The organism is Paenibacillus sp. TC-CSREp1 (assembly GCF_050171015.1).
In the GTDB taxonomy this organism is placed as follows: domain Bacteria; phylum Bacillota; class Bacilli; order Paenibacillales; family Paenibacillaceae; genus Paenibacillus; species Paenibacillus silvae.
In genome coordinates, this window is the sequence record NZ_JBNOKM010000012.1 from 26,677 (window position 1) to 45,529 (window position 18,853).

General features: G+C 46.5%; 12 protein-coding genes. 3 read left to right on the plus strand and 9 right to left on the minus strand.

Annotation, left to right across the window (positions count from 1 at the left end):
- Positions 1-65 precede the first annotated feature (65 nt).
- From ACQSGY_RS18940 to ACQSGY_RS18955, 4 genes are all read right to left on the minus strand, one after another.
- Complete coding sequence (locus tag ACQSGY_RS18940; RefSeq protein ID WP_427179851.1) at positions 66-1,070, minus strand: TauD/TfdA family dioxygenase; 1,005 nt, start codon at positions 1,068-1,070, stop codon at positions 66-68.
- Positions 1,071-1,081: 11 nt separating this feature from the next.
- Positions 1,082-5,704 carry an amino acid adenylation domain-containing protein gene (locus ACQSGY_RS18945; RefSeq protein ID WP_427179852.1) on the minus strand — a complete coding sequence of 1,541 codons (4,623 nt, stop codon included), beginning with the start codon at positions 5,702-5,704 and terminating at the stop codon, positions 1,082-1,084.
- 253 nt (positions 5,705-5,957) lie between these two features.
- Entirely contained in the window at positions 5,958-6,329 is a 372-nt protein-coding gene (locus tag ACQSGY_RS18950) for an iron chaperone (protein ID WP_427179853.1), read from the minus strand.
- 437 nt (positions 6,330-6,766) lie between these two features.
- Positions 6,767-7,426, minus strand: coding sequence for a M48 family metallopeptidase (locus ACQSGY_RS18955; RefSeq protein ID WP_427180133.1), 660 nt, complete (start codon positions 7,424-7,426; stop codon positions 6,767-6,769).
- A 159-nt stretch (positions 7,427-7,585) separates the two neighbouring features.
- Here ACQSGY_RS18955 and ACQSGY_RS18960 point away from each other — a divergent pair, with 159 nt between their 5' ends.
- Positions 7,586-8,347: a GNAT family N-acetyltransferase gene (locus tag ACQSGY_RS18960; RefSeq protein WP_427179855.1), complete on the plus strand. Its 762-nt coding sequence runs from the start codon at positions 7,586-7,588 to the stop codon at positions 8,345-8,347.
- 98 nt (positions 8,348-8,445) lie between these two features.
- Here ACQSGY_RS18960 and ACQSGY_RS18965 read toward each other — a convergent pair whose 3' ends face one another.
- The gene (locus ACQSGY_RS18965) at positions 8,446-8,868 is read right to left on the minus strand and encodes an ester cyclase (RefSeq protein ID WP_427179857.1); all 423 of its coding nucleotides are present in this window, start codon (positions 8,866-8,868) and stop codon (positions 8,446-8,448) included.
- Positions 8,869-9,350: 482 nt separating this feature from the next.
- Between ACQSGY_RS18965 and ACQSGY_RS18970 the strand changes: the two genes are divergently transcribed.
- On the plus strand, positions 9,351-11,846 hold the full coding sequence (locus tag ACQSGY_RS18970) for a transglutaminase domain-containing protein (protein WP_427179859.1): 2,496 nt from the start codon (positions 9,351-9,353) through the stop codon (positions 11,844-11,846).
- Between the two features lie 182 nt (positions 11,847-12,028).
- Here the strand turns inward: ACQSGY_RS18970 and ACQSGY_RS18975 are convergent, their stop codons facing one another.
- On the minus strand, positions 12,029-12,931 hold the full coding sequence (locus ACQSGY_RS18975; RefSeq protein WP_427179861.1) for an SDR family oxidoreductase: 903 nt from the start codon (positions 12,929-12,931) through the stop codon (positions 12,029-12,031).
- Positions 12,932-13,193: 262 nt separating this feature from the next.
- Positions 13,194-14,570: an amino acid permease gene (locus ACQSGY_RS18980; protein ID WP_427180135.1), complete on the minus strand. Its 1,377-nt coding sequence runs from the start codon at positions 14,568-14,570 to the stop codon at positions 13,194-13,196.
- Between the two features lie 225 nt (positions 14,571-14,795).
- Here ACQSGY_RS18980 and ACQSGY_RS18985 point away from each other — a divergent pair, with 225 nt between their 5' ends.
- The gene (locus ACQSGY_RS18985; protein WP_427179863.1) at positions 14,796-15,779 is read left to right on the plus strand and encodes a DUF4003 family protein; all 984 of its coding nucleotides are present in this window, start codon (positions 14,796-14,798) and stop codon (positions 15,777-15,779) included.
- Positions 15,780-15,884: 105 nt separating this feature from the next.
- Here the strand turns inward: ACQSGY_RS18985 and ACQSGY_RS18990 are convergent, their stop codons facing one another.
- Both ACQSGY_RS18990 and ACQSGY_RS18995 read right to left on the minus strand, forming a co-directional pair.
- Complete coding sequence (locus ACQSGY_RS18990) at positions 15,885-16,892, minus strand: phosphotransferase (protein WP_427179864.1); 1,008 nt, start codon at positions 16,890-16,892, stop codon at positions 15,885-15,887.
- A gap of 75 nt (positions 16,893-16,967) precedes the next feature.
- Positions 16,968-18,734 (minus strand): SulP family inorganic anion transporter, encoded by a 1,767-nt coding sequence (locus ACQSGY_RS18995; protein WP_427179866.1) that lies wholly within the window; start codon positions 18,732-18,734, stop codon positions 16,968-16,970.
- Positions 18,735-18,853: the final 119 nt, after the last annotated feature.

Genomic DNA, 18,853 nt, shown 5'->3' on the forward strand with positions numbered 1-18,853 from the left:
CCTGCAGTTTTAGTGGTTTGCTGCCGTTCCAGTGCGAATCTGCTCTCCAAGCTTGCCTGGATATGTTAACGACTCACCGGTTCACCCATGGCAACCAGCACTTTGCGCTCGCCCTGATACGGATTACGTGCATGTGCGACCAGCATATTGTCCAGCATCAGGATGTCACCCTCCTGCCAAGGAAAAGCAACCGTTGCATCTTCATAAGCCTGACGAATATGTGCTGCCACAGACGGATCAATCGGGCTTCCATCCCCATAATAAGTCTGGTAGGGCAGACCCTCTTCTCCGAATTCCTCCAGCATCAGGTTGCGTACTTCCTCATTCAAGCTGCTGCTGTGCCAGAAGGCGATATGGTTGAACCACAGGTTTTCATTCGTGTCCGGATGGATAGTAATTGCGGGTCTTACCTGTTTTGTTGTCAGCGTTCCATCCTCGTTCCAGTGAAAGGACATGTTATTCTCCTGGCAGTACTGCTCAACTTCCTCCTTGGATTCGGTATGAAAAACGTACTGCCACGTTTGTCCAAATCCGCTGCCATAATTGCGGACCAGCATCCAGCCCTTTTCAGCAAATACATCCCGAATATCCGGATCAATAAGGTTATACACTTTCCGCACATCGACGATTGGCGTTTCTCCCCCCTCATCCGCCACAATCATGCTGGCAAACCAGATTTTTTTGGGCCAGGTCATCACATAGGACAGCTCATTGTGCGGTGCAATCGTTTCTTCATTCGGAAATTCCGTTGACGTATACACCTTTCCCTGGACTTGTGTTCTCGGTGTTGCTCCTTCCTTATAGCTGAGTGGCTCAGGGCAGCTCACATCGATAAAACGGTAAAAGCTCTCCGGTGTCTTCGTTTCAAATCCTCTGAACAGGATACCTCCATGCTTCAATATCTTTTCTTCAACCAGCTCTTTATTGTTCAGATACCACTGATTCAGATCAAGCCCCGCAATATTCGGTTTGATAACCAAAGGCAGTTCTTGACCCTCCGTCAGCAGCGATTGTTTGACAAGTTCCTTTTGCATGACCATCTGAGCACCTTTATCAAACTTCTTTTTCATTTTCATTCCTCCTATGATTTGATTTTGCTGAATTTCTTTTTGTTTTTACTGCTGTTCAGCAGCTCCATCTTGTAGGCATGAGAAATCACCTCCCATTCCCCTCTGATCTCCCGAAGACTGCGCGAGGAGTCTTCAGCGATCAGCTGCACAAGCGCAGCATAATCATGCAAAAATCTTTTCATCGTCGATTTGTTAAACAGTTCGGTTTTGTACTCAACAACCACATTCATCATCTGATCGGCCTCAATCAGATTTAAGGTCAGATCCCACTTGCTCTTGCCGCTGTGACCCCACAAAACTTCATTCTGGGATATATCGAGTCCCTTGATGCCGTAGGTGGTTTTCACGTCAAGAACAAACCAAGATTGAAAAAACGGAGTTAGCCCTGTCGTACGATCCGGGTTCAGAAGCTCAATCAGTTTACCGAAAGGCATCTCTTGATGGTCAAACGCCTCAAATACGGTATTTCGCACCATGATAATCTGTGCGTCCATCGATTGCTCAGGATCAATCTCCGTCTTCAGCGCGAGACTGTTAGAGAAATATCCGATCAGCTTCTGGACCTCTGCCCGATTGCGATTCGCCACTGGTGTTCCAACGACAATCTCGGTTACATCCGAGTAAAAATAGAGAAGCACCTTGTACGCTGTTAACATCGTAATGTACAGACTGGCATTGCTTTTCATCCCGGCCTGTTTGGCCCGTTCAATCCTATCGATTGGAATCTCCGAAAATAACACTTCTCCCGCATCACCCGTATCAACCTCTGGTTCCCGATCATAGGGCAGTACCTTTATGGAACGACTTGCCCCGTCCTTCAGCTGATTGCTCCAGTAATCTAGTAAAATCGGAAACTCGGACGTTAGCCATACTCCTTTTTGCCAATGTGAATAGTCAGAATATTGGATGCCGAGTTCCTCCAGATTCACATTGTCCTCTGTCAGATAAGCATTGTAGAACGTATCCATTTCACTCATAAGCACCTGCTGTGACCAGCCATCAAATATAATGTGATGGAAATTGAAATAAGCAAAATGTTTATGCTCATCGATCTGGTATAAACGGAAATAATACATGGGCCCGGTCTCCAGATTGAACTGATGCCTGGATTCTTCTTCAATGACACGCTTCAGGCTGGCCTCTGAGTCGTCTCGCAGTGAATACTGGACCTCCAATTCAAAGGGCTCGTAAGGCCGGACTCGCTGCACGGGCATGTTCTGTTCCATAACAAAATACGTTCGAAGCACATCATGTCTACGTACAATCTGGTTCAAAGCATACGTGAAGGCTTCTACGGAAAAAGCGCCTTTGAAAATGACGTGTCCGGGGATGTTATATTTGGTGCTCTTTCCCTCAAATTGCTCTACGAGCCATAGAGCCTCCTGGTTAAATGACATAGCCCCTTTCTGTTCTGGAGGAACACTTGGAATATCCTTCGAAAGCGCCACAGGCTTACCTATAATCTCGTTCAAAAATTCATCCTTGGATGGTCTTGCTGCGGTATATTTCATATCCACCCTGCCTTCCCTTCCTTCTACAAGTTGATCCAGATGTGTACATAAGGAACGAATTGTAGGGAATTTAAACATATCGTTAATGGAGAAGTCATAACCTGTCCGGGTCAATCTGGTGTAAATCTGTATCAGCTTCAGTGAATCCCCGCCGCGCTCGTAGAAATGATCCGTGACTCCGACCGTGTCCAGCTCCAGAATTTCACACCAGATCGCCGCTAACTGCTGCTCTGCCTCAGAGACTGGAGCAACTCGGAGATGGCTCTCCTCCTGCATCGAGTTCTCCATGGGCAGTGCGGAATAATCAATCTTGCCATTGATTGTGAGCGGTATCGTTGACACTTGAATCAAATGTGTCGGAACCATATATTCAGGCAAATGGGAAGCCAGGTTCTCACGGATGCTCCGCTGGGTAACGTCTGTTTCACTCACATAGTGAGCACATAATTGTTTCGCTTGCTGCTCACCTCGGACACTGACAGCAGCATCACGGATTCCTTTTATTTTCAAAAGGGCCGCCTTAATCTCGCCAAGTTCAATTCGATATCCACGAACCTTCACCTGATCGTCCGTTCGTCCGAAATATTCCATCTGTCCATCTTCTCTCAGCCTGCATACATCCCCGGTTCGATATAATCGTCTGCCAGGAAAGTCCGGATGCTCAACATATTTGGCGGCTGTCAGATCAGGTCTGTTCAAATACCCCCTCGTCACACCGTCTCCTCCGACAAACAACTCACCTTGAACACCAATGGGAACGAACTGAAGCGACCGATCAAGTACATATAACGATGTATTCTGAATAGGTTTTCCGATAGGTACATTTTCCGTCTGGTCCAACTCAGGATCAAACGTATAGATCATACAGCCAACTACCGTTTCCGTTGGGCCATATTCATTAAATATGGTCACTTCATGGCTGCTTTGCTGTGTAATGGTTCGAGCGAGTGAGGTGCTCAGATTATCCCCGCCAACAATAAACGTAGTTACATTGGAATGCTGCATCAGCTTCATATCCTGAATCAGCTGCAGATGGGCAGGCGTCAGCTTGACCAAATCTACCCGCGGATCAGATACAACCTCTGCAACCAAAGCCTTGTTCTGCGGCGAGTGGTATATCACTACAGCATTGCCTGTTATCAGAGGCGTGAAAATGGACGTAACGGTCAGGTCAAATGAAATGGACGAATACAAGGAAAAAGTGGTTTTCTTTCCTTTGACATACGTATCACTTGCCCAGCAAATATAATTGGTTAATCCTCTGTGCTCGACCAGAACTCCTTTCGGAGCTCCTGTTGAGCCCGAGGTATAGATCACATATGCAAGATCGCTGATATGAATGTCCAGATTATCTGTCGGATCAACAGGCCCGTTTATTTCCCGTAAATCTATCGTCTGAATGCTTTGCGGCAGAGCAGCCGACTGATTGACCAGTACAAATCTCGTCTGTGAGTCCTTCAAAATATGCTGAATTCGCTCTTCCGGATATTCAGGGTCAATCGGAATATAGGCACAGCCTGCTTTCATCACAGCCATAATGGCAACAACCAGCTCCATACTGTGGGAAGCCATAATACCAACCAGATCACGCTGCCGGATGCCTCTGCTGATTAGCAGAGCAGCCAGGCAATTAGCCCGGTCGTTAAGCTCTCTGTAGCTCATCTCCTGCTCACCGAGAATGAGCGCCGTTGCCGAAGGTTTGTTAACAGCCTGCTCTTCAAACAGCTGAACGACCGTACGATCATTTGGATACGCTTTCATCGTGTTATTATATTCATTCAGCATCCAGTTTCTCTCAGTCTCACTGACGAGATTGATCTGATGAATGCTCTGATCCGCATCCTTCAGAATGGTTTCCGCCATATACAGAAAGCGATCAAACAGCTGGTCTGCTTCAGATTCAGTAAACAGCTGCGTGCGATACTCGAACTGGAATACAATCTGATGTTGATTGACTTTTTCAATAATATTGATCAGCAGATCATTCGTTTCATGTCCGTTGAATTTGTTCTCAAACTGAATCTCATGACCCAGCAGTTTCTCAAATCGCTCAGGTCTGTAGACCAAGGAGATGCCAAACAATCTCTTGAGCTCTGTTAAAGAAAGTGAATCTCTTAATTCGCGAATGATTTGGTTATAAGGATACTTCTGATGACGCAGTACCTCCTTCTGTTCGTTGGAGATCATTTGAATGGATTCAAGCGCTGTTTGATCGGGATCAATTCCGATTCGAACAGGCACCGTTGTGGCAAACATGCCTATCGTTTCCTTGTCTGTTCTGCTCGTGCGGTTAGCGTAATTGGTTCCGACTACCAGGTCGGTACAATGAGTGATTTTGTGTATCAGGATCGCCAGAGTTGAGAGAAAAAAGGTAAATATGCTGACATTGTTCAAATGACAGAACTCTTGCAAACGTACATACATCGAGTGGTCCATATAACGTATTTTTCTGTTGGCTGCGGTATTGGTAAGAAGGGGATTGTGCGGCTTGAGCTCTGTCCATTCAGGCATGGTTCGAAATTTCTCTTTCCAGAAAATGCGGTCTTTCGCATAACGCTTGGAAGCGAGATATTGTCGTTCACTCTCCAGATAGCTGGTATAGTCATCAAATGGAGGCGAGCTGCATGTCCTGTCTGATCGGCCCGGTTGCAACTGAGCATAATAAATTGCCGTAATTTCGTTAATCAATTGAATAAAGCTGAGACCATCACATATGATGTGGTGGGCTTGAACTATGTATCCATACTCACCTTCTCCTTCATAGGCATAGAACTGAATCAGATGCTCACTATGAAGATGAATGGGATGCCTGTCCACATAATCAGTCCACGTCTCGTTATCGCGAAGAGAGAAGGAATCGATTCTAGGGATCTTTCTGAATTCGTACGGTGGTATATATTGCTTATTCTCGCCTTGATCCAGCACAATTCGAGTTCTCAGCAGCTGTCTTTGCTCAAGTATGAGGTTGATCGAACGTTCCAGCAAGGTAAAATCTAAAGGTTCGGGTATGCTTATCTTAGCTGTAATCATCCATACATCTGAATTCGGATATAACATTTCCATATACCATATTCTTTGCTGATGCTCTGTTAAAGGATGCAGATCGAAGCATACATTTACCATTTAATTCTCCTTTTTTATATAATTTATAACAAAATAAGTTAATAACAACTTATCATTCCACAAAGATTTTATCAATCATTATTTTAGCTTATTTTCCAACATTTTCACGTATATTCCGACATCTACAACACTTCGTTCAAGCAATGTACCTTGGATCAATGCCCTTCTCGATAGACAAAAAAACAGCCGGATTCACGAAGTATCCTGCTGTTGAATGGAAGTATGATGTTATGCCTCATATTCAAGGCTTTATTCATCTCTGACTCCTCTCTACATTCTCCTTCACCCTGAATTCAACGATCTGGCGTATCAAATCCTCTGGCAGCGGCTCATCGAGCGGAAACTGCACAGACCCCTTTGCTCCCTTGAACCTGGAGAGCTGTTCCTTGAATGCCAATATACCGCTAGCTGCAGGATAAAACCCGATATGTTTCGTATATGCGGCAAAATGAACCAGATTCCCATGCTGTGCATATGTCGGCATCTTGTAACTGATCTTTTCTTCGGCAAGCGGAGCTGCCTCCCGAATCATCTGCCGCAGCCTCTGCAATTTTAACTGCACATCTGCCGGAAATGCGGCGATATATTCGTCCACCAGCGCCGAATGCTGCCCATTTTGATTCATCTTGCTCTCCTTTCTGCCACGTGCAAATTCTTGTAAAAAAGACACTCGCCTGAGTGCCTTCATACTGGTATAATTTAATATGTACAGCCAATTTGTGGTGGGTATCGATCATCTCCTGAGAAAGGAGGTGATCATATGAACTTCACTTTCAACGACGTACTTGTGTTCGCAATGTTCATTCTTGCATTGTTAACTTACATTGATCGTAGAAAGAAGTGACCCGCCACAGGTTGCTCGCCAGGTTGCGGGTCACTTCAGTCGCATAAACACCACTCTGAGGTGATCACACCACAAAATGCTGTGCAGGAGTAGCCATTGGCGTGGCTACTCTTATTTTGTCTTACTTTCATTTTATTAAACATCTGTGGAACTTACAACCATATTATTTGTTGAATCATGCATTCAATATGAAGAGCCATAGTATTCACTTGGTTAATCTATAGCATCATCGCTCGTCCATTGCGCATCAGATAATCTTCTTTTTCCTTGTAATCCGGCATTATACTGCCTACCCGCCGCCAGAACGAGCGGTCATGATTCATATGATGAATATGGCACAGCTCATGGATTATAACGTAATCCATTACCTCTGGCGGTGCCATGGCAAGGCGGTAATTAAACGTCAGTTTTTTGTCCCAGCTGCAGCTGCCCCATTTCGTGGGAGAGTCTACGATCTCAATGGACTTCGGCTTCACCTTCAGCTCCTGCTGATAACGTGTAATTCTCTGCCCGATCATACGTTTACATTCGGCAAAATAAAACTTTTTCAGATTCGCACGCAGCTCTTCTTCAGTAAGTCCCTCTACCGGGATCAGTTCATGCAGGGCATGAGCCTTGCCATATAGCAGAAATGTCCCTCTGCCCTCTTTCTCGTATTCCTTGGCCTGGGGACCATCCAGCACCTGCTGCATTCGGGCCGATTTCTCTATAATCTCTGGACCATGCTGCATGACCAGCTGCCGAAGTTCCTCCTCACTCGTACCGTTTGGTGCTTTAATCGTGACCAGATAAGGCAAATCCATCGTGATGGAGGCCTTTTTTCGTTTGCTGAATTCGATATGACACTTCACCTGTTGTCCCTGAATCTCGATCGTAATCATGTTGTACTCCATTTCTATGAATTGAGCTGCTCTGTTCTACAGACTGTATACCATAATACTAACCAGGATAAGAATACTGCTCTATCATTTTAATTGAATTTTTATGCATATATTTGTATTATTATAAATTATATTATTCGAAGGAGGTCAAAGCACATGCAGATGACCAAGTCCACATATCGCCAGATTGAAGAATTAACGCTTAATCACTGGCAGCCTTTATCCACATCATTATATGACGGGTGGGTGCTGCGTTTTGCCAACGGGTATTCGAAACGTGCCAACTCCGTGCAGCCGATCTACACTTCTACACTGAATGTGCATGAGAAAATTATAACATGTGAGAACATCTATAACTCCAATCAGTTAAGCACCATTTTTAAAATCACACCCTTTGTCCAGCCTGAGAATATAGACGAGCTGCTGCAGCATCGAGGTTATACGGTCGTTGATCGAACGATTGTACAGCTTCGTAATCTGGATGACCTGAAAACTCCCGAGCCTGTGGACATCCACATCGCCGAGCAGCTGACAGACGAATGGCTGCATCACTTGTGTCGATTCGGTTCGGTAAACGAGGAATCGCGGAAAACGATGACACAGATGCTGCGGAATGTCCGTGCACATACGTGCTTTATTAGCTTGTCCATTGAGGGTCAGGTCGCGGCTTGTGGTCTTGGTGTGCTTGAACGGGGAGTCATTGGACTGCATGATATCATCACTTATGCTGCATACCGCAACCGGGGTCTGGCAGAACAGATGATTCTGCATCTGCTGCATTGGGGTAAACAGCGCGGTGCACAGTCAAGCTATTTGCAAGTGGTCGCAGATAATGCTCCTGCGCGCAGATTATATGAAAAATTGGGATATACCGATGCCTATATGTACTGGTACCGGGTCCAGAAATATACGAAGTAACGCTCCGCTCTGCCAGCTGGCTGCAAGAACGGCCCTCTCTTATAAAACAAGAAAGGACCGTTTTTAATTCCATTTTTACGATAGTCACAAATCATATTTTATCTGTTCAGGTTGCGCTCCAATTGTCTCTCGATTCCCAAACGATCAATCTGAATCCAATACTCCGCAATTTGTTCATTCTCCACCCGATAGACCGCACTCGCGATCTCGACCACCGGGAGTCCTGTTGGGCTGTAGTGATCCACCTGTCCCGTATGAGTACCTGTTTGCTTCCAGCGCACATACACTTTGCTGCCTTGTGTGATCATCTCCTGTATCTCCAGCGTAAACGACCCGTATGCTTCGATCATCTCACGCACATGCTCCGCATAATCGGAAGGTGTTCGCTTGACCGTGACTTCTTCCTCGGATATCACTTGATGAGCCAGCACCTGTTCTGCCATCACCTGGCTTGCATAATCCGGATTCCGGCCTGATCGGACCTCTTCAAAAAATGCTCTGACAATCTGCTCTGCATTCATGTACGGCTCCCCTTCCAACGTTATTCTCCATTGATGAACGCATCAACGATGATTGAACTATTTTAGCATAGGTTTAACATGAGAACGTTGATCCTTTCTACCTAGGATAAGTTGAACTAAAGATTTTACACTATCCACTCCGATGACAGAATAACCTGGAGAGTAGCTGTTATCCCCAGATTTTTTCTATTTCTTTTTCTAAAGGGGAAAATCAGGTGATAAAGGCGAAGCTTATGCTTTCGATGTAGCTTTCTTTCAGAAAGCTTTTAGCTCCGCTTTTTCAGGTTTTTTCTGTCCTCTCCGTTCACGTGTAAATGAATAGTTCAACTTATATAGTTATAGGTCTTTACACCCTTCTATTTCCTTGACAATAAGCCTGTATGACCATACACTAGCAATGAATATCAGGAAATTAATAGGAGGTTTAAGGGGTAAGAGGATTGACAACGAGTTTTAACCAGAAAAATAGAAAGTGGTGTACCATGAAACGATTATTAGCAATAATGTTTGCACTAACATTGCTGCTGGCCGGATGCCAGAGCAGTGAGCAGGAGAGCAGTAATCCCGACAGCAATCCGACGGAACCGAAGCAGGGCTCCAGCATTTTAAGTCTGAAAGAAAAGTATGGCACAGCTTCCGAAAAAGCAATCATGCCGATGTACAATGTGGAACAGGATGAAGAATTTACGTTTAAGTTTAAAGGTGATCTGAACAAGATAGATTATTACTCCAATGAAATCATTTCAGTACATACCGACATTAAAGGCCTTAAAGCCAGTAGAGTACGGTGGTTGATAGATTACAAGGATAATAGTGTTTCAGTAAGACCTATGGGCTGGGGGGTTCTAAGTTCCGATTCCATGCGCACAAAAGGAAACAGCAGTTGGGGCGGCGCTCCGATCTATTATATTCGTCTGAACTATGATCCGGATGCAGAGAATCCCACTTTGCTTGACGAGCCTATCATTATCCCTTTTACTGTAAAATCGGAGCTTCCGGTGCCTAAACTGAGATATGAGATTGACAAAGACAGACGGTTCAAGCTGGTCTGGGATAAGGTTGAGGGTGCGACCGGTTACAAGATATATCACCGTTTAGATTTTCGAGGTAATATTTTTGATAATACTAATCTCCCTCTTGCAGGGGCAGAGCGCGCTTATGATGACAGCACTCCACTATTTATCACAACGACAACCGAAACGACCTTTAATGATTTTATGAAGGATGGGCGTGGCGGACTGGGATTTTATGATGATATCATTACATCGCATCAAAATCTCGGACTTAAAGGAGAATACTACGTTACCGCAATCGGGAACGGCAAAGAATCAAATTTCAGTAATGGAGTAGCTACTGCCCCACTAGCAGCCCAATTACCATCTGCTACGAAAGAGCAACTCTATTTAAACAAATTAAAAGACGTGAACGAGCTACCTCAAAAAATCACGGTGGAGTACAATGACGGCTCCCTGGCCCGTGAAACGCTTGTCTATGATACGGCGAATGTTGAAATTTCACCGTACAATGAAACCGCCATTCCTTTCCATGTCAAAGGAACAGCACTTAAAAGTTACGTCCGTGTAGAGAATGTGACCCAGGAGGATCTGGATAAACTTGCACAGCAGCGTGTGGCCGATTCCAGCAACGGATTCGTTGAACCCAAAAACGACACACCATATGTGCCTGCACCAGATGTACCAACGATTATCAATAATGACATACCACCAGCAAAAACAGTAGAAGAAAATGAAGAAAATACCGACACTTCAGCGAATGCCACAACAGAGGCTACAGACGGTACCAACGAAGAAGCAACCGATGCAGTAACGACTAGCGATTCTACAAGTGATCCTTCGAATGAAACAGCTGCTCCAGAGCCAGCTGTCGAGGAGAACCTAATAGATGAGCAAAAATCCAATACCGAGCAGCAGGTGGAGCAGGGGAATCAGGAGACTGTGCCTGAACCGGCTACAGGGGATGCATTCATTAACGCAGATTCAGCCCTGGAAGAAGTTTTAGCTAAAAATATGATTGCCGCTCAGGACAGCATCTCACTAAAGGCTTTCCCTGAAGCACAGAATTTCACCACACTCTCGGATGTTGTTTTGAAGGTGATGTACCAGAATCCGCTCATTCTTGGCGTAGAAGGATTCGAGTACAACTATGGCACACTCACCCTGTCCATCCATTACAAAGAGTCGGCTGCCGATATTCAGCGTAAACAGAATGAGATTATTGCCAAAGGCAAAGAGGTTGTTGCTTCAATCATCAAACAAGGCATGAGCGATGATGAGAAACGCAAAGCTATCTACGATTATTTGAACGACAATGCAAAATACGATGACGCTGCTCTGAAAAACGCAGAGCAAAACAACTTTAAAAACGTGGATGCACAGTTCAACGATTCCTTCACAACATACGGCATTCTCGTCAAGGGTGTAGGTGTGTGTGCAAGTTATGCTTCGGTATACAAGCTGCTCTCGGACCTGTCCGGGCTGGAAAGCATCGTCGTTACGGGAACCTCCAGCGGTGTACCGCATGCATGGAACAAGGTGAAAATCGGAAACGAGTGGTTACATGTGGATGCAACCAATAACCTGACGAACTCCGGCATTCCTTATTTCCTGTACAATGCCAATGATGAGACAGCTGTCAGTCAAAAAACGGTAGCAGACAAGGACTACTGGCTCGATTCCGAGCTGGATCAGTTCAAGGGTGATAGTGATGCCAACGATTATTATGTACAGAACGACCTTGAAGTCGATTCCATTAGCGAGTACAAGAACAAAGCCGAGACACATCTGAAAAAAGGCGAGACCTCTGTCATTCTTCGTTTTGCCTCACCGGTTGACTCCGATGAATTGATGACAGCAGCAGGTGAAGCATTGACTGCGGTGAATGAAGCCCTGCTGGATAACGCGCAGCTTGCTACCTTGGGAAGCTATGTATTATTGGAAACAAAGTCAGAGCAGAAATAAAGAGCACACTCAATCTTCATAAACATCATAATGTCTGGAGCATAGCTCGGGACATGCAAAAGGGACAAAGCAGCGCAACAACTGCTTTGTCCCTTTTTTTACAATAAAAATATCACGTAACAAGCCGAAAAGTTGAGGGGCTGCCAACAGCCAATCCCATCCATCATCCCGTGAATGAATCCTTATGGACTAACCGTGCCTCCATTGGCATTCAGGGTCTCCCCGCTCACATAGCTGGATTCCTGACTTGCCAGAAATACATATGCCGGAGCCATCTCGGCAGGCTGTCCTGCCCGGCCCAGTGGAGTGTTGCTGCCGAAATCAGCCAGCTTCTCCACAGGCTGTCCACCAACAACCTGCAAAGGGGTCCAGACGGGTCCCGGCGCAACAACATTCACCCGAATGCCTTTGCTGCCCACCTGCTGTGCGAGCGCTTTGCTGAAGGTATTGATCGAAGCCTTGGTCGTGGCATAATCCAGCAGAATCGGGGATGGCTTATACGCTTGAATCGACGATGTATTGATAATCGAACCGCCTGCCTTCATATGTTTCACCGCTGCCTTGCAGAGCCAGAACATGGAATACACATTGGTTTTGAACGTGGCATCAAATTGCTCTGTGGTCAGGTCAGCGATCTGCTCCACAAACTGCTGTTTGCCTGCAACGTTAGCGAGAATGTCGATGCCGCCCAGCTCTTTTACCGCAGTTTCAATCAGCTGCTCACAGTATTTCTCGTCCTTCAGATCACCCGGAACAGCAACTGCTTTGCGGCCAGCTTCCTCGATCAGCTGCACAACCTCTTTCGCATCTGCTTCCTCTTCCGGCAGGTAGGAGAGCACCACATCGGCCCCTTCACGTGCAAAGGCAATTGCCGCCGCCCGGCCGATGCCGCTATCTGCCCCGGTCACTACGGCTTTACGGCCAGTTAGTCGGCCGCTGCCTTGATAACTTTTTTCACCGCAATCGGGTACTGGCGTCATCTTACGCTGCAATCCTGGCTCCTCCTGCTGTTGTTTCCATGCTGAAGTGGCCTTTGGATATTGTGTCGTTGGATCTTGAATGGTGTGCTGGTCCTGTTTTGCCATATTCAATTCCTCCTCGATTCTTGTTATGTGTTATGCATTTCATCTGTTCATCTGTGTAAAGGTTCTCTCTTTCCTTTGTAACCGAGATGCCCGTGATTTAAACTGCACAAAAAAACACTCCAGGAACGCATTGGACTTTGGACAGGTCCTTCAATACGATTCCAGGAGTGTATCTTGGCCGCAGTACAGGCGGCTTTTATTATATTAGCAAACGGTCTTGTTAAGGTGTTACCTTCTCATGCTGTGACTTGGCCCGTCATTATTAGTTGGGGTCATTCCCCTTCGATTGCCGGCTTCCGATGCCAAATATATAATAACCAACAACTACAAGAGCCATGAACGATGCACCGACAATCAGCGGCAGGCGTGTGTCCGGGTTAAAGGCCATACCGAAAATAACCAGAACAAGGTACACAATAATAATATAGTTGCTGATCGGGAACCATTTGGATCTGAAATTGTGCTCCGCCAGCCCCTTTCCCCAGCGCTTTCTGAATTTGAACTGGCTGAACGCCAGTGCAAACCAGGGCACCATCCCCGGCAGCACACTTGCACTGTAAATATACAGGAACAGCTTCGAATCCGGCATCAGATAGTTAAGAATAACCCCGATCAGAAGCAGCGAGATGGTTACAACAATACTGTTGCGGGGAACCCCGCCTTTGGAAAGTTTTTTGAAAAAGGCAGGTGCCTGCCCATTCTCCGCAAGGGTATATAACATTCTGCCCGCACTGTAGATTCCGCTGTTGCACCCCGACATCGCCGCTGTCAGTACGACGAAGTTAATAATGCCTGCGGCAGCAACAATCCCCACTTTGGCAAACGTAAGCACGAATGGACTTCCGGTCTCACCGACCTCGTTCCATGGATACAGCGTAACAATGACAAAAATCGCGCCAACATAGAAAATGAGAATACGCCATACGATGTTTTTAATCGCTTTGCGCAGGGTGTGTTTCGGGTTTTCCGCTTCACCTGCTGTGATCCCGACCATCTCAACCCCTTGATACGCCGCGGTCACAATACATAATGCGAACAGGAAACCTTTAATTCCTCCAGGGAAAAAGCCCCCGTGATTTACAAGATTGGACAAGCCGATCGGCTGTCCTCCGTTGCCCCATCCGAAGAAGATCAGACCCGTACCGATCACAATCATCACCACAATGGCCGTTACCTTAATCAAAGCAAACCAGAACTCGAATTCCCCGTAAAACTTTACCGCTGCCAGATTCGCGGCTGCAATGATCAGCACCCCCGCAAGCGCCGGTAGCCACTGGGGAATATCCGGGAACCAGTACCCAACGTATATCCCGATTGCCGTGACTTCGGCCATGCCTACCGTAACCCATAGAAACCAGTAACTCCAGGCCGTGAGGAACCCGGCAAGCGGGCTGATATATTTGTGGGCAAACGTCGCAAATGAACCCGTGACCGGCTCCTGAATCAACATTTCCCCCATAATACGCATAATAAAAAAGATAATGATACCGGCCATTAAATAGGCCAGCAATACGGATGGACCTGCCCATTTGATCGTGCTTGCCGATCCCATGAACAACCCGACACCGATCGTACCGCCAAGTGCAATCAGCTCAACGTGACGAGGCTTTAACCCGCGTGATAATTCTTTTGATTCCAAGTGATTCTCCCCTTTTCTGAAATACAGCTTACTGTCTCCAACCCGTTTCAATTTCATTCACATTAACGCAATGCAGAATTGCTTCACCAAATTGTACGAGATGTACGCCGGAAATACAATATGGAATGTGAGGAAGAGAAATTCGGTCGCCTTACTGGAAACTTTCCAACTGGAGTGACGTATTGATATTCAATGCCCTTAGAGATTTAATGGGAGGTTTGCCTTATGCACATCGAACAAGTTGAATTATTCGTTTCCAACACGGCGATGATCAAGAAAGCATTCAAATGGCAGCATACTGCGATGCATCGCATGGCTGCTCTTCTCTACGCTGCGGAGAATAGAACCGCAGATGTGGAAGCGATTCGCCAAAGCAATGAGTTAATCAAACAGGAAACCAAACGATTCTCCGCATTTCGAGGTCACTCTGCCTTTGTCATCGCGGCCATGCTTTCTCTGACTAGCGATGGACCTGCCAAGCTGCAGGATACTTTTCATGTTTATGATCTCATGAAAGGAATAAAGTTTCGCACTTCTGATTATTTAGTGATAGCCGCTTATCAGATTGCTACTCAGGCTGAACCAGAGCAATTCCAATTTGTGGTGGAACGGGCCAAATCGTTCTACGACCGGATGAAAGCGGAGCATCCCTTCCTGACTGGACGCGATGATTACATTTTCACAGCCATGTTAGCCTTATCCGAACTGGAGCTGGATTTTACAGTGACACGTATGGAGCAGCTGTATCAGGACTTAAAACCATGCTTCTCCGCCGGAAACGCCCTGCAATCCTTAACACAGATCCTGGTTATGGGAGAGGATTACTCTGAGGTCAGTGCGCGTGTAATAGCCTTGAGTGATGCCTTCCGCGCAAGAAAGCTTCGGATGGATAAACTGTACACCTTGCCTTCTCTTGGACTTTTGTCGCTATTATCTGCTGATCCAGAAGCGCTGGCAGATGATGTAGTGAATACATATCAATGGTTGCGAGAGCAGAAGGGGTTCGGGGCGTGGTCCATCACCAAACAGGAGCTGCTACTCTTCTCGTCTGCTCTGACTATACTTGAACATGTGGAGCATCTGCGCAAGGATGTGCTTACAACATCGATGTCAACAACGATTACACACATGATCATTGCGCAGCAAGCCGCCATGACCGCGGCCATTGCAGCCTCAGCAGCTTCTACGGCTTCCCAGTCATCCAACTGACCGCCTGCGATAACAACCGAAGCATGGCTCTGTAAAGCTGTTATATACCAAAACGAGTACGCAGAATAAGGTTTGCGTACTCGTTCTTTACCATTTTTAAACTCGTTATTTCACAATCCTCGTCTCCCGAAACTCCTCGACGAAGTCATTCAACCAATCGACACCATAATCCAGTGCTCCCATATCACTCTCGATAAAGGCGACATCCAGCCCCATAACCCAGAAGCGGCGAGCGATGATAAACAAATCAACCGCCTGCTCATCTGCGTCTGTGAAGCTCCGAACGGAGCGATACCCTTTCATGAGCGCTTCCCACAGCCGCTGCTTCTGCTCTGCATCACCGGATTGACGCTTGCGAATTTTCACCTGGGCCAGATCATATGCGCGCCAGCCCGGCGCTGCCCACTCGAAGTCATAATGAATGAAGCGCTTCTGTTGTTGAAACACATTGTTGTTTCCATGCATATCGCCATGACATAAACCGTAATCAAGCCCACTACCCGAGGCGGTCTGAATTTGGTCTTTTAACGTATTTGCAAATGCTCGTAAAAAAGCTGCTTCTTCATGGCTTTCTCCGATGTAGCGAATAATCCGCTCCAAAGGCTCATCGATGAGAAACTTCGTATCCAGCTCAAAACGGGAATGATCCCGCCCGGAACCAGGCTTGATCTGGTCCATCGCCCGGTGTAATTCAGCAGCAGATTGGCCAAAGGCATAACAGGAAGCCTCGTCCTCCAGATTTTTTTCCACACCCTCAATGTAATGGAACATAACCGCCGCACGTTTGCCTTCAGCTGCGTCAATCATGATGCAGCCACTCTGATCTTTTGCACGGATATATTCACCAATTCCCGTATATGTGCTCGTCTTCAGGCCTTCCTGCAGCTCAGTCAGCACATCCAGCTCATAACGAACATCCGCTTCCGTCACCTGGATGCGATAGATACGTAACATAAACGTTCCTTCACTCGTCCGAACCCGATAAGTGTCATTTAATCCTCTTAGCCAAAATGTACATTCTTCCCATGTTCCAATATCATAGTGTCCCTGTAATGCCCACCTCAGGTAGGCTGGACTCAATACTGAACGCACAGCAGTCGGTTGATTAAACATCGTTAAGCCCCTTCCTGTATGATTCATGTGTAATACACTGAATATATACCATACAGGAATATATTGGAACATTAATTATGAGCTTGCTTTAGCAGCAACATGTTTCCACTTTGGCTGCTGATTCGGCTCCGTGCCTGCGCTCGACAAGGCCGCACATTCCCGAAATGCAAAATGCTTGCAGCCCTTGCATTTATCTTGATTCAGATGCTGTAACGCATAATTGATTGCTTCCCCGGTATGCTCGAATCGATGAGCTGGATTAATCCGCTCCAGCAAACCTGTGCGTTTGAGCATTTCAAGCGGCTGCTCTTGAATGCCTGATAGCAGTACAATACCGCCTGATCGTTCAAAATGCTTGATCAAACTCGCCAGATTCGCCTCGCCTGTCGTATCCATAAACGGAACCTTTCCCATACGCAGCAGCAGCATGCCCGGACGCTCTGAGAGCGAATCCATCACCGATTTTTCAAACATATCCGCCGCACCAAAAAATAACGGGCCTTCAATCGTGTACAGACTGATCTGTGGACAATCATGCCCTTCCTGTACCATGTGAGCCATCACCTTCTCATGTTTGTGATCGGGATCAGGCAGCACCTTGGCCACCTTCAGCATCTCGCTCATACGTTTGACAAACAGAATGACGGCCATAATCAAACCAATCTCAACCGCTGTCGTGAGGCTTGTAAATACAGTAAGCAGGAAGGTCAGAAGCAGCACGAGTGAATCACCTGTTCTGGTTCGCAGTACATGGGCGAAGGATTTCCGTTCACTCATATTCCATGCCACCAGCATAAGTACAGGTGCCATACTCGCTAACGGAATATGGGAAGCATACGGGGCGAACAGAATCAGGACAAGCAGTACAACCAACCCGTGAATTACACCTGACAAAGGAGATACCGCGCCGGATTTAATATTTGTTGCTGTACGTGCAATCGCTCCCGTGGCGGGAATACCACCAAACAGCGGGGTAACAAGGTTGGCTACCCCCTGACCAATTAACTCCCGGTTGCTGTTATGACGGCTGCCTGTCATACCATCAGCAACCACTGCGGATAACAGGGATTCAATTCCGCCAAGCATCGCAATGACAAAAGCAGGCTGCAGCAGATTGATAATTCGCTCCCATGTGATCTCTGGCAGGTGGAACCCGGGCAATGTACCGGGAATCATACCAAAGGACGAACCAATCGTAGCGACCTGACCTTTAAAGAAGATGGCCGCGACGACTGTAGACAAGATCAGACCAAGCAGCGAAGCAGGCACTTTGGGCGCAAATTTCGGCACAAGCAGAAGAACAGCCAGGCACACCCCCGCTGTCAGCAAACTGTATATATTCATTGTACCGATGTGAATTCCGATCTCTTTCATATTGGAGTAAAAGTCCTCATGCTTCGTAACCCCGGTAAGCCCCAGCACGTTAACAATCTGACCGCTAAAGATCAGAACAGCGATGCCCGCTGTAAATCCAATGGTCACGGGTCTCGGAATAAATTTGATCAGGGCTCCCAGCCGGAACACACCCATAACAATAAGCATCAGCCCGGCCATCATACCGGCAATAAGCAAATTCTCATAACCATACTGCATCACAATGGCAAAAAGGATGGGAATAAACGCCCCTGTCGGACCGCCAATCTGAAATTTGGAACCGCCCAGCAGTGAAATTAAAATACCTGCAATAATGGTGGTATACAATCCATATTCCGGCTTCACACCAGAGGCAATAGCAAAAGCCATGCCAAGCGGAATGGCTATAATCCCTACAATCAGCCCCGATATTAGATCCTTGCGAAGATCGGCTATTCGATAACCCGCATATCTTCCGATGCCTTTCATTTTTCATAACCTTCTTTTCTTCATATATTTGAATATTTGAATATATATTGAACACTACTCCCTGATATATGCTCTGTCAACCGAAAATATCACGCATTTCACATCATACGGCTTTCCTT

What these genes read in the sequence shown, in the direction of transcription:
- ACQSGY_RS18960 (WP_427179855.1), top strand. Translation starts at nt 7,586, where the DNA reads ATGCAGATGACCAAGTCCACATATCGCCAGATTGAAGAATTAACGCTT.
- ACQSGY_RS18970 (WP_427179859.1), top strand. Translation starts at nt 9,351, where the DNA reads ATGAAACGATTATTAGCAATAATGTTTGCACTAACATTGCTGCTGGCC.
- ACQSGY_RS18950 (WP_427179853.1), bottom strand. Translation starts at nt 6,329, where the DNA reads ATGAATCAAAATGGGCAGCATTCGGCGCTGGTGGACGAATATATCGCC.
- ACQSGY_RS18975 (WP_427179861.1), bottom strand. Translation starts at nt 12,931, where the DNA reads ATGGCAAAACAGGACCAGCACACCATTCAAGATCCAACGACACAATAT.
- ACQSGY_RS18940 (WP_427179851.1), bottom strand. Translation starts at nt 1,070, where the DNA reads ATGAAAAAGAAGTTTGATAAAGGTGCTCAGATGGTCATGCAAAAGGAA.
- ACQSGY_RS18995 (WP_427179866.1), bottom strand. Translation starts at nt 18,734, where the DNA reads ATGAAAGGCATCGGAAGATATGCGGGTTATCGAATAGCCGATCTTCGC.
- ACQSGY_RS18965 (WP_427179857.1), bottom strand. Translation starts at nt 8,868, where the DNA reads ATGAATGCAGAGCAGATTGTCAGAGCATTTTTTGAAGAGGTCCGATCA.
- ACQSGY_RS18985 (WP_427179863.1), top strand. Translation starts at nt 14,796, where the DNA reads ATGCACATCGAACAAGTTGAATTATTCGTTTCCAACACGGCGATGATC.
- ACQSGY_RS18990 (WP_427179864.1), bottom strand. Translation starts at nt 16,892, where the DNA reads ATGTTTAATCAACCGACTGCTGTGCGTTCAGTATTGAGTCCAGCCTAC.
- ACQSGY_RS18945 (WP_427179852.1), bottom strand. Translation starts at nt 5,704, where the DNA reads ATGGTAAATGTATGCTTCGATCTGCATCCTTTAACAGAGCATCAGCAA.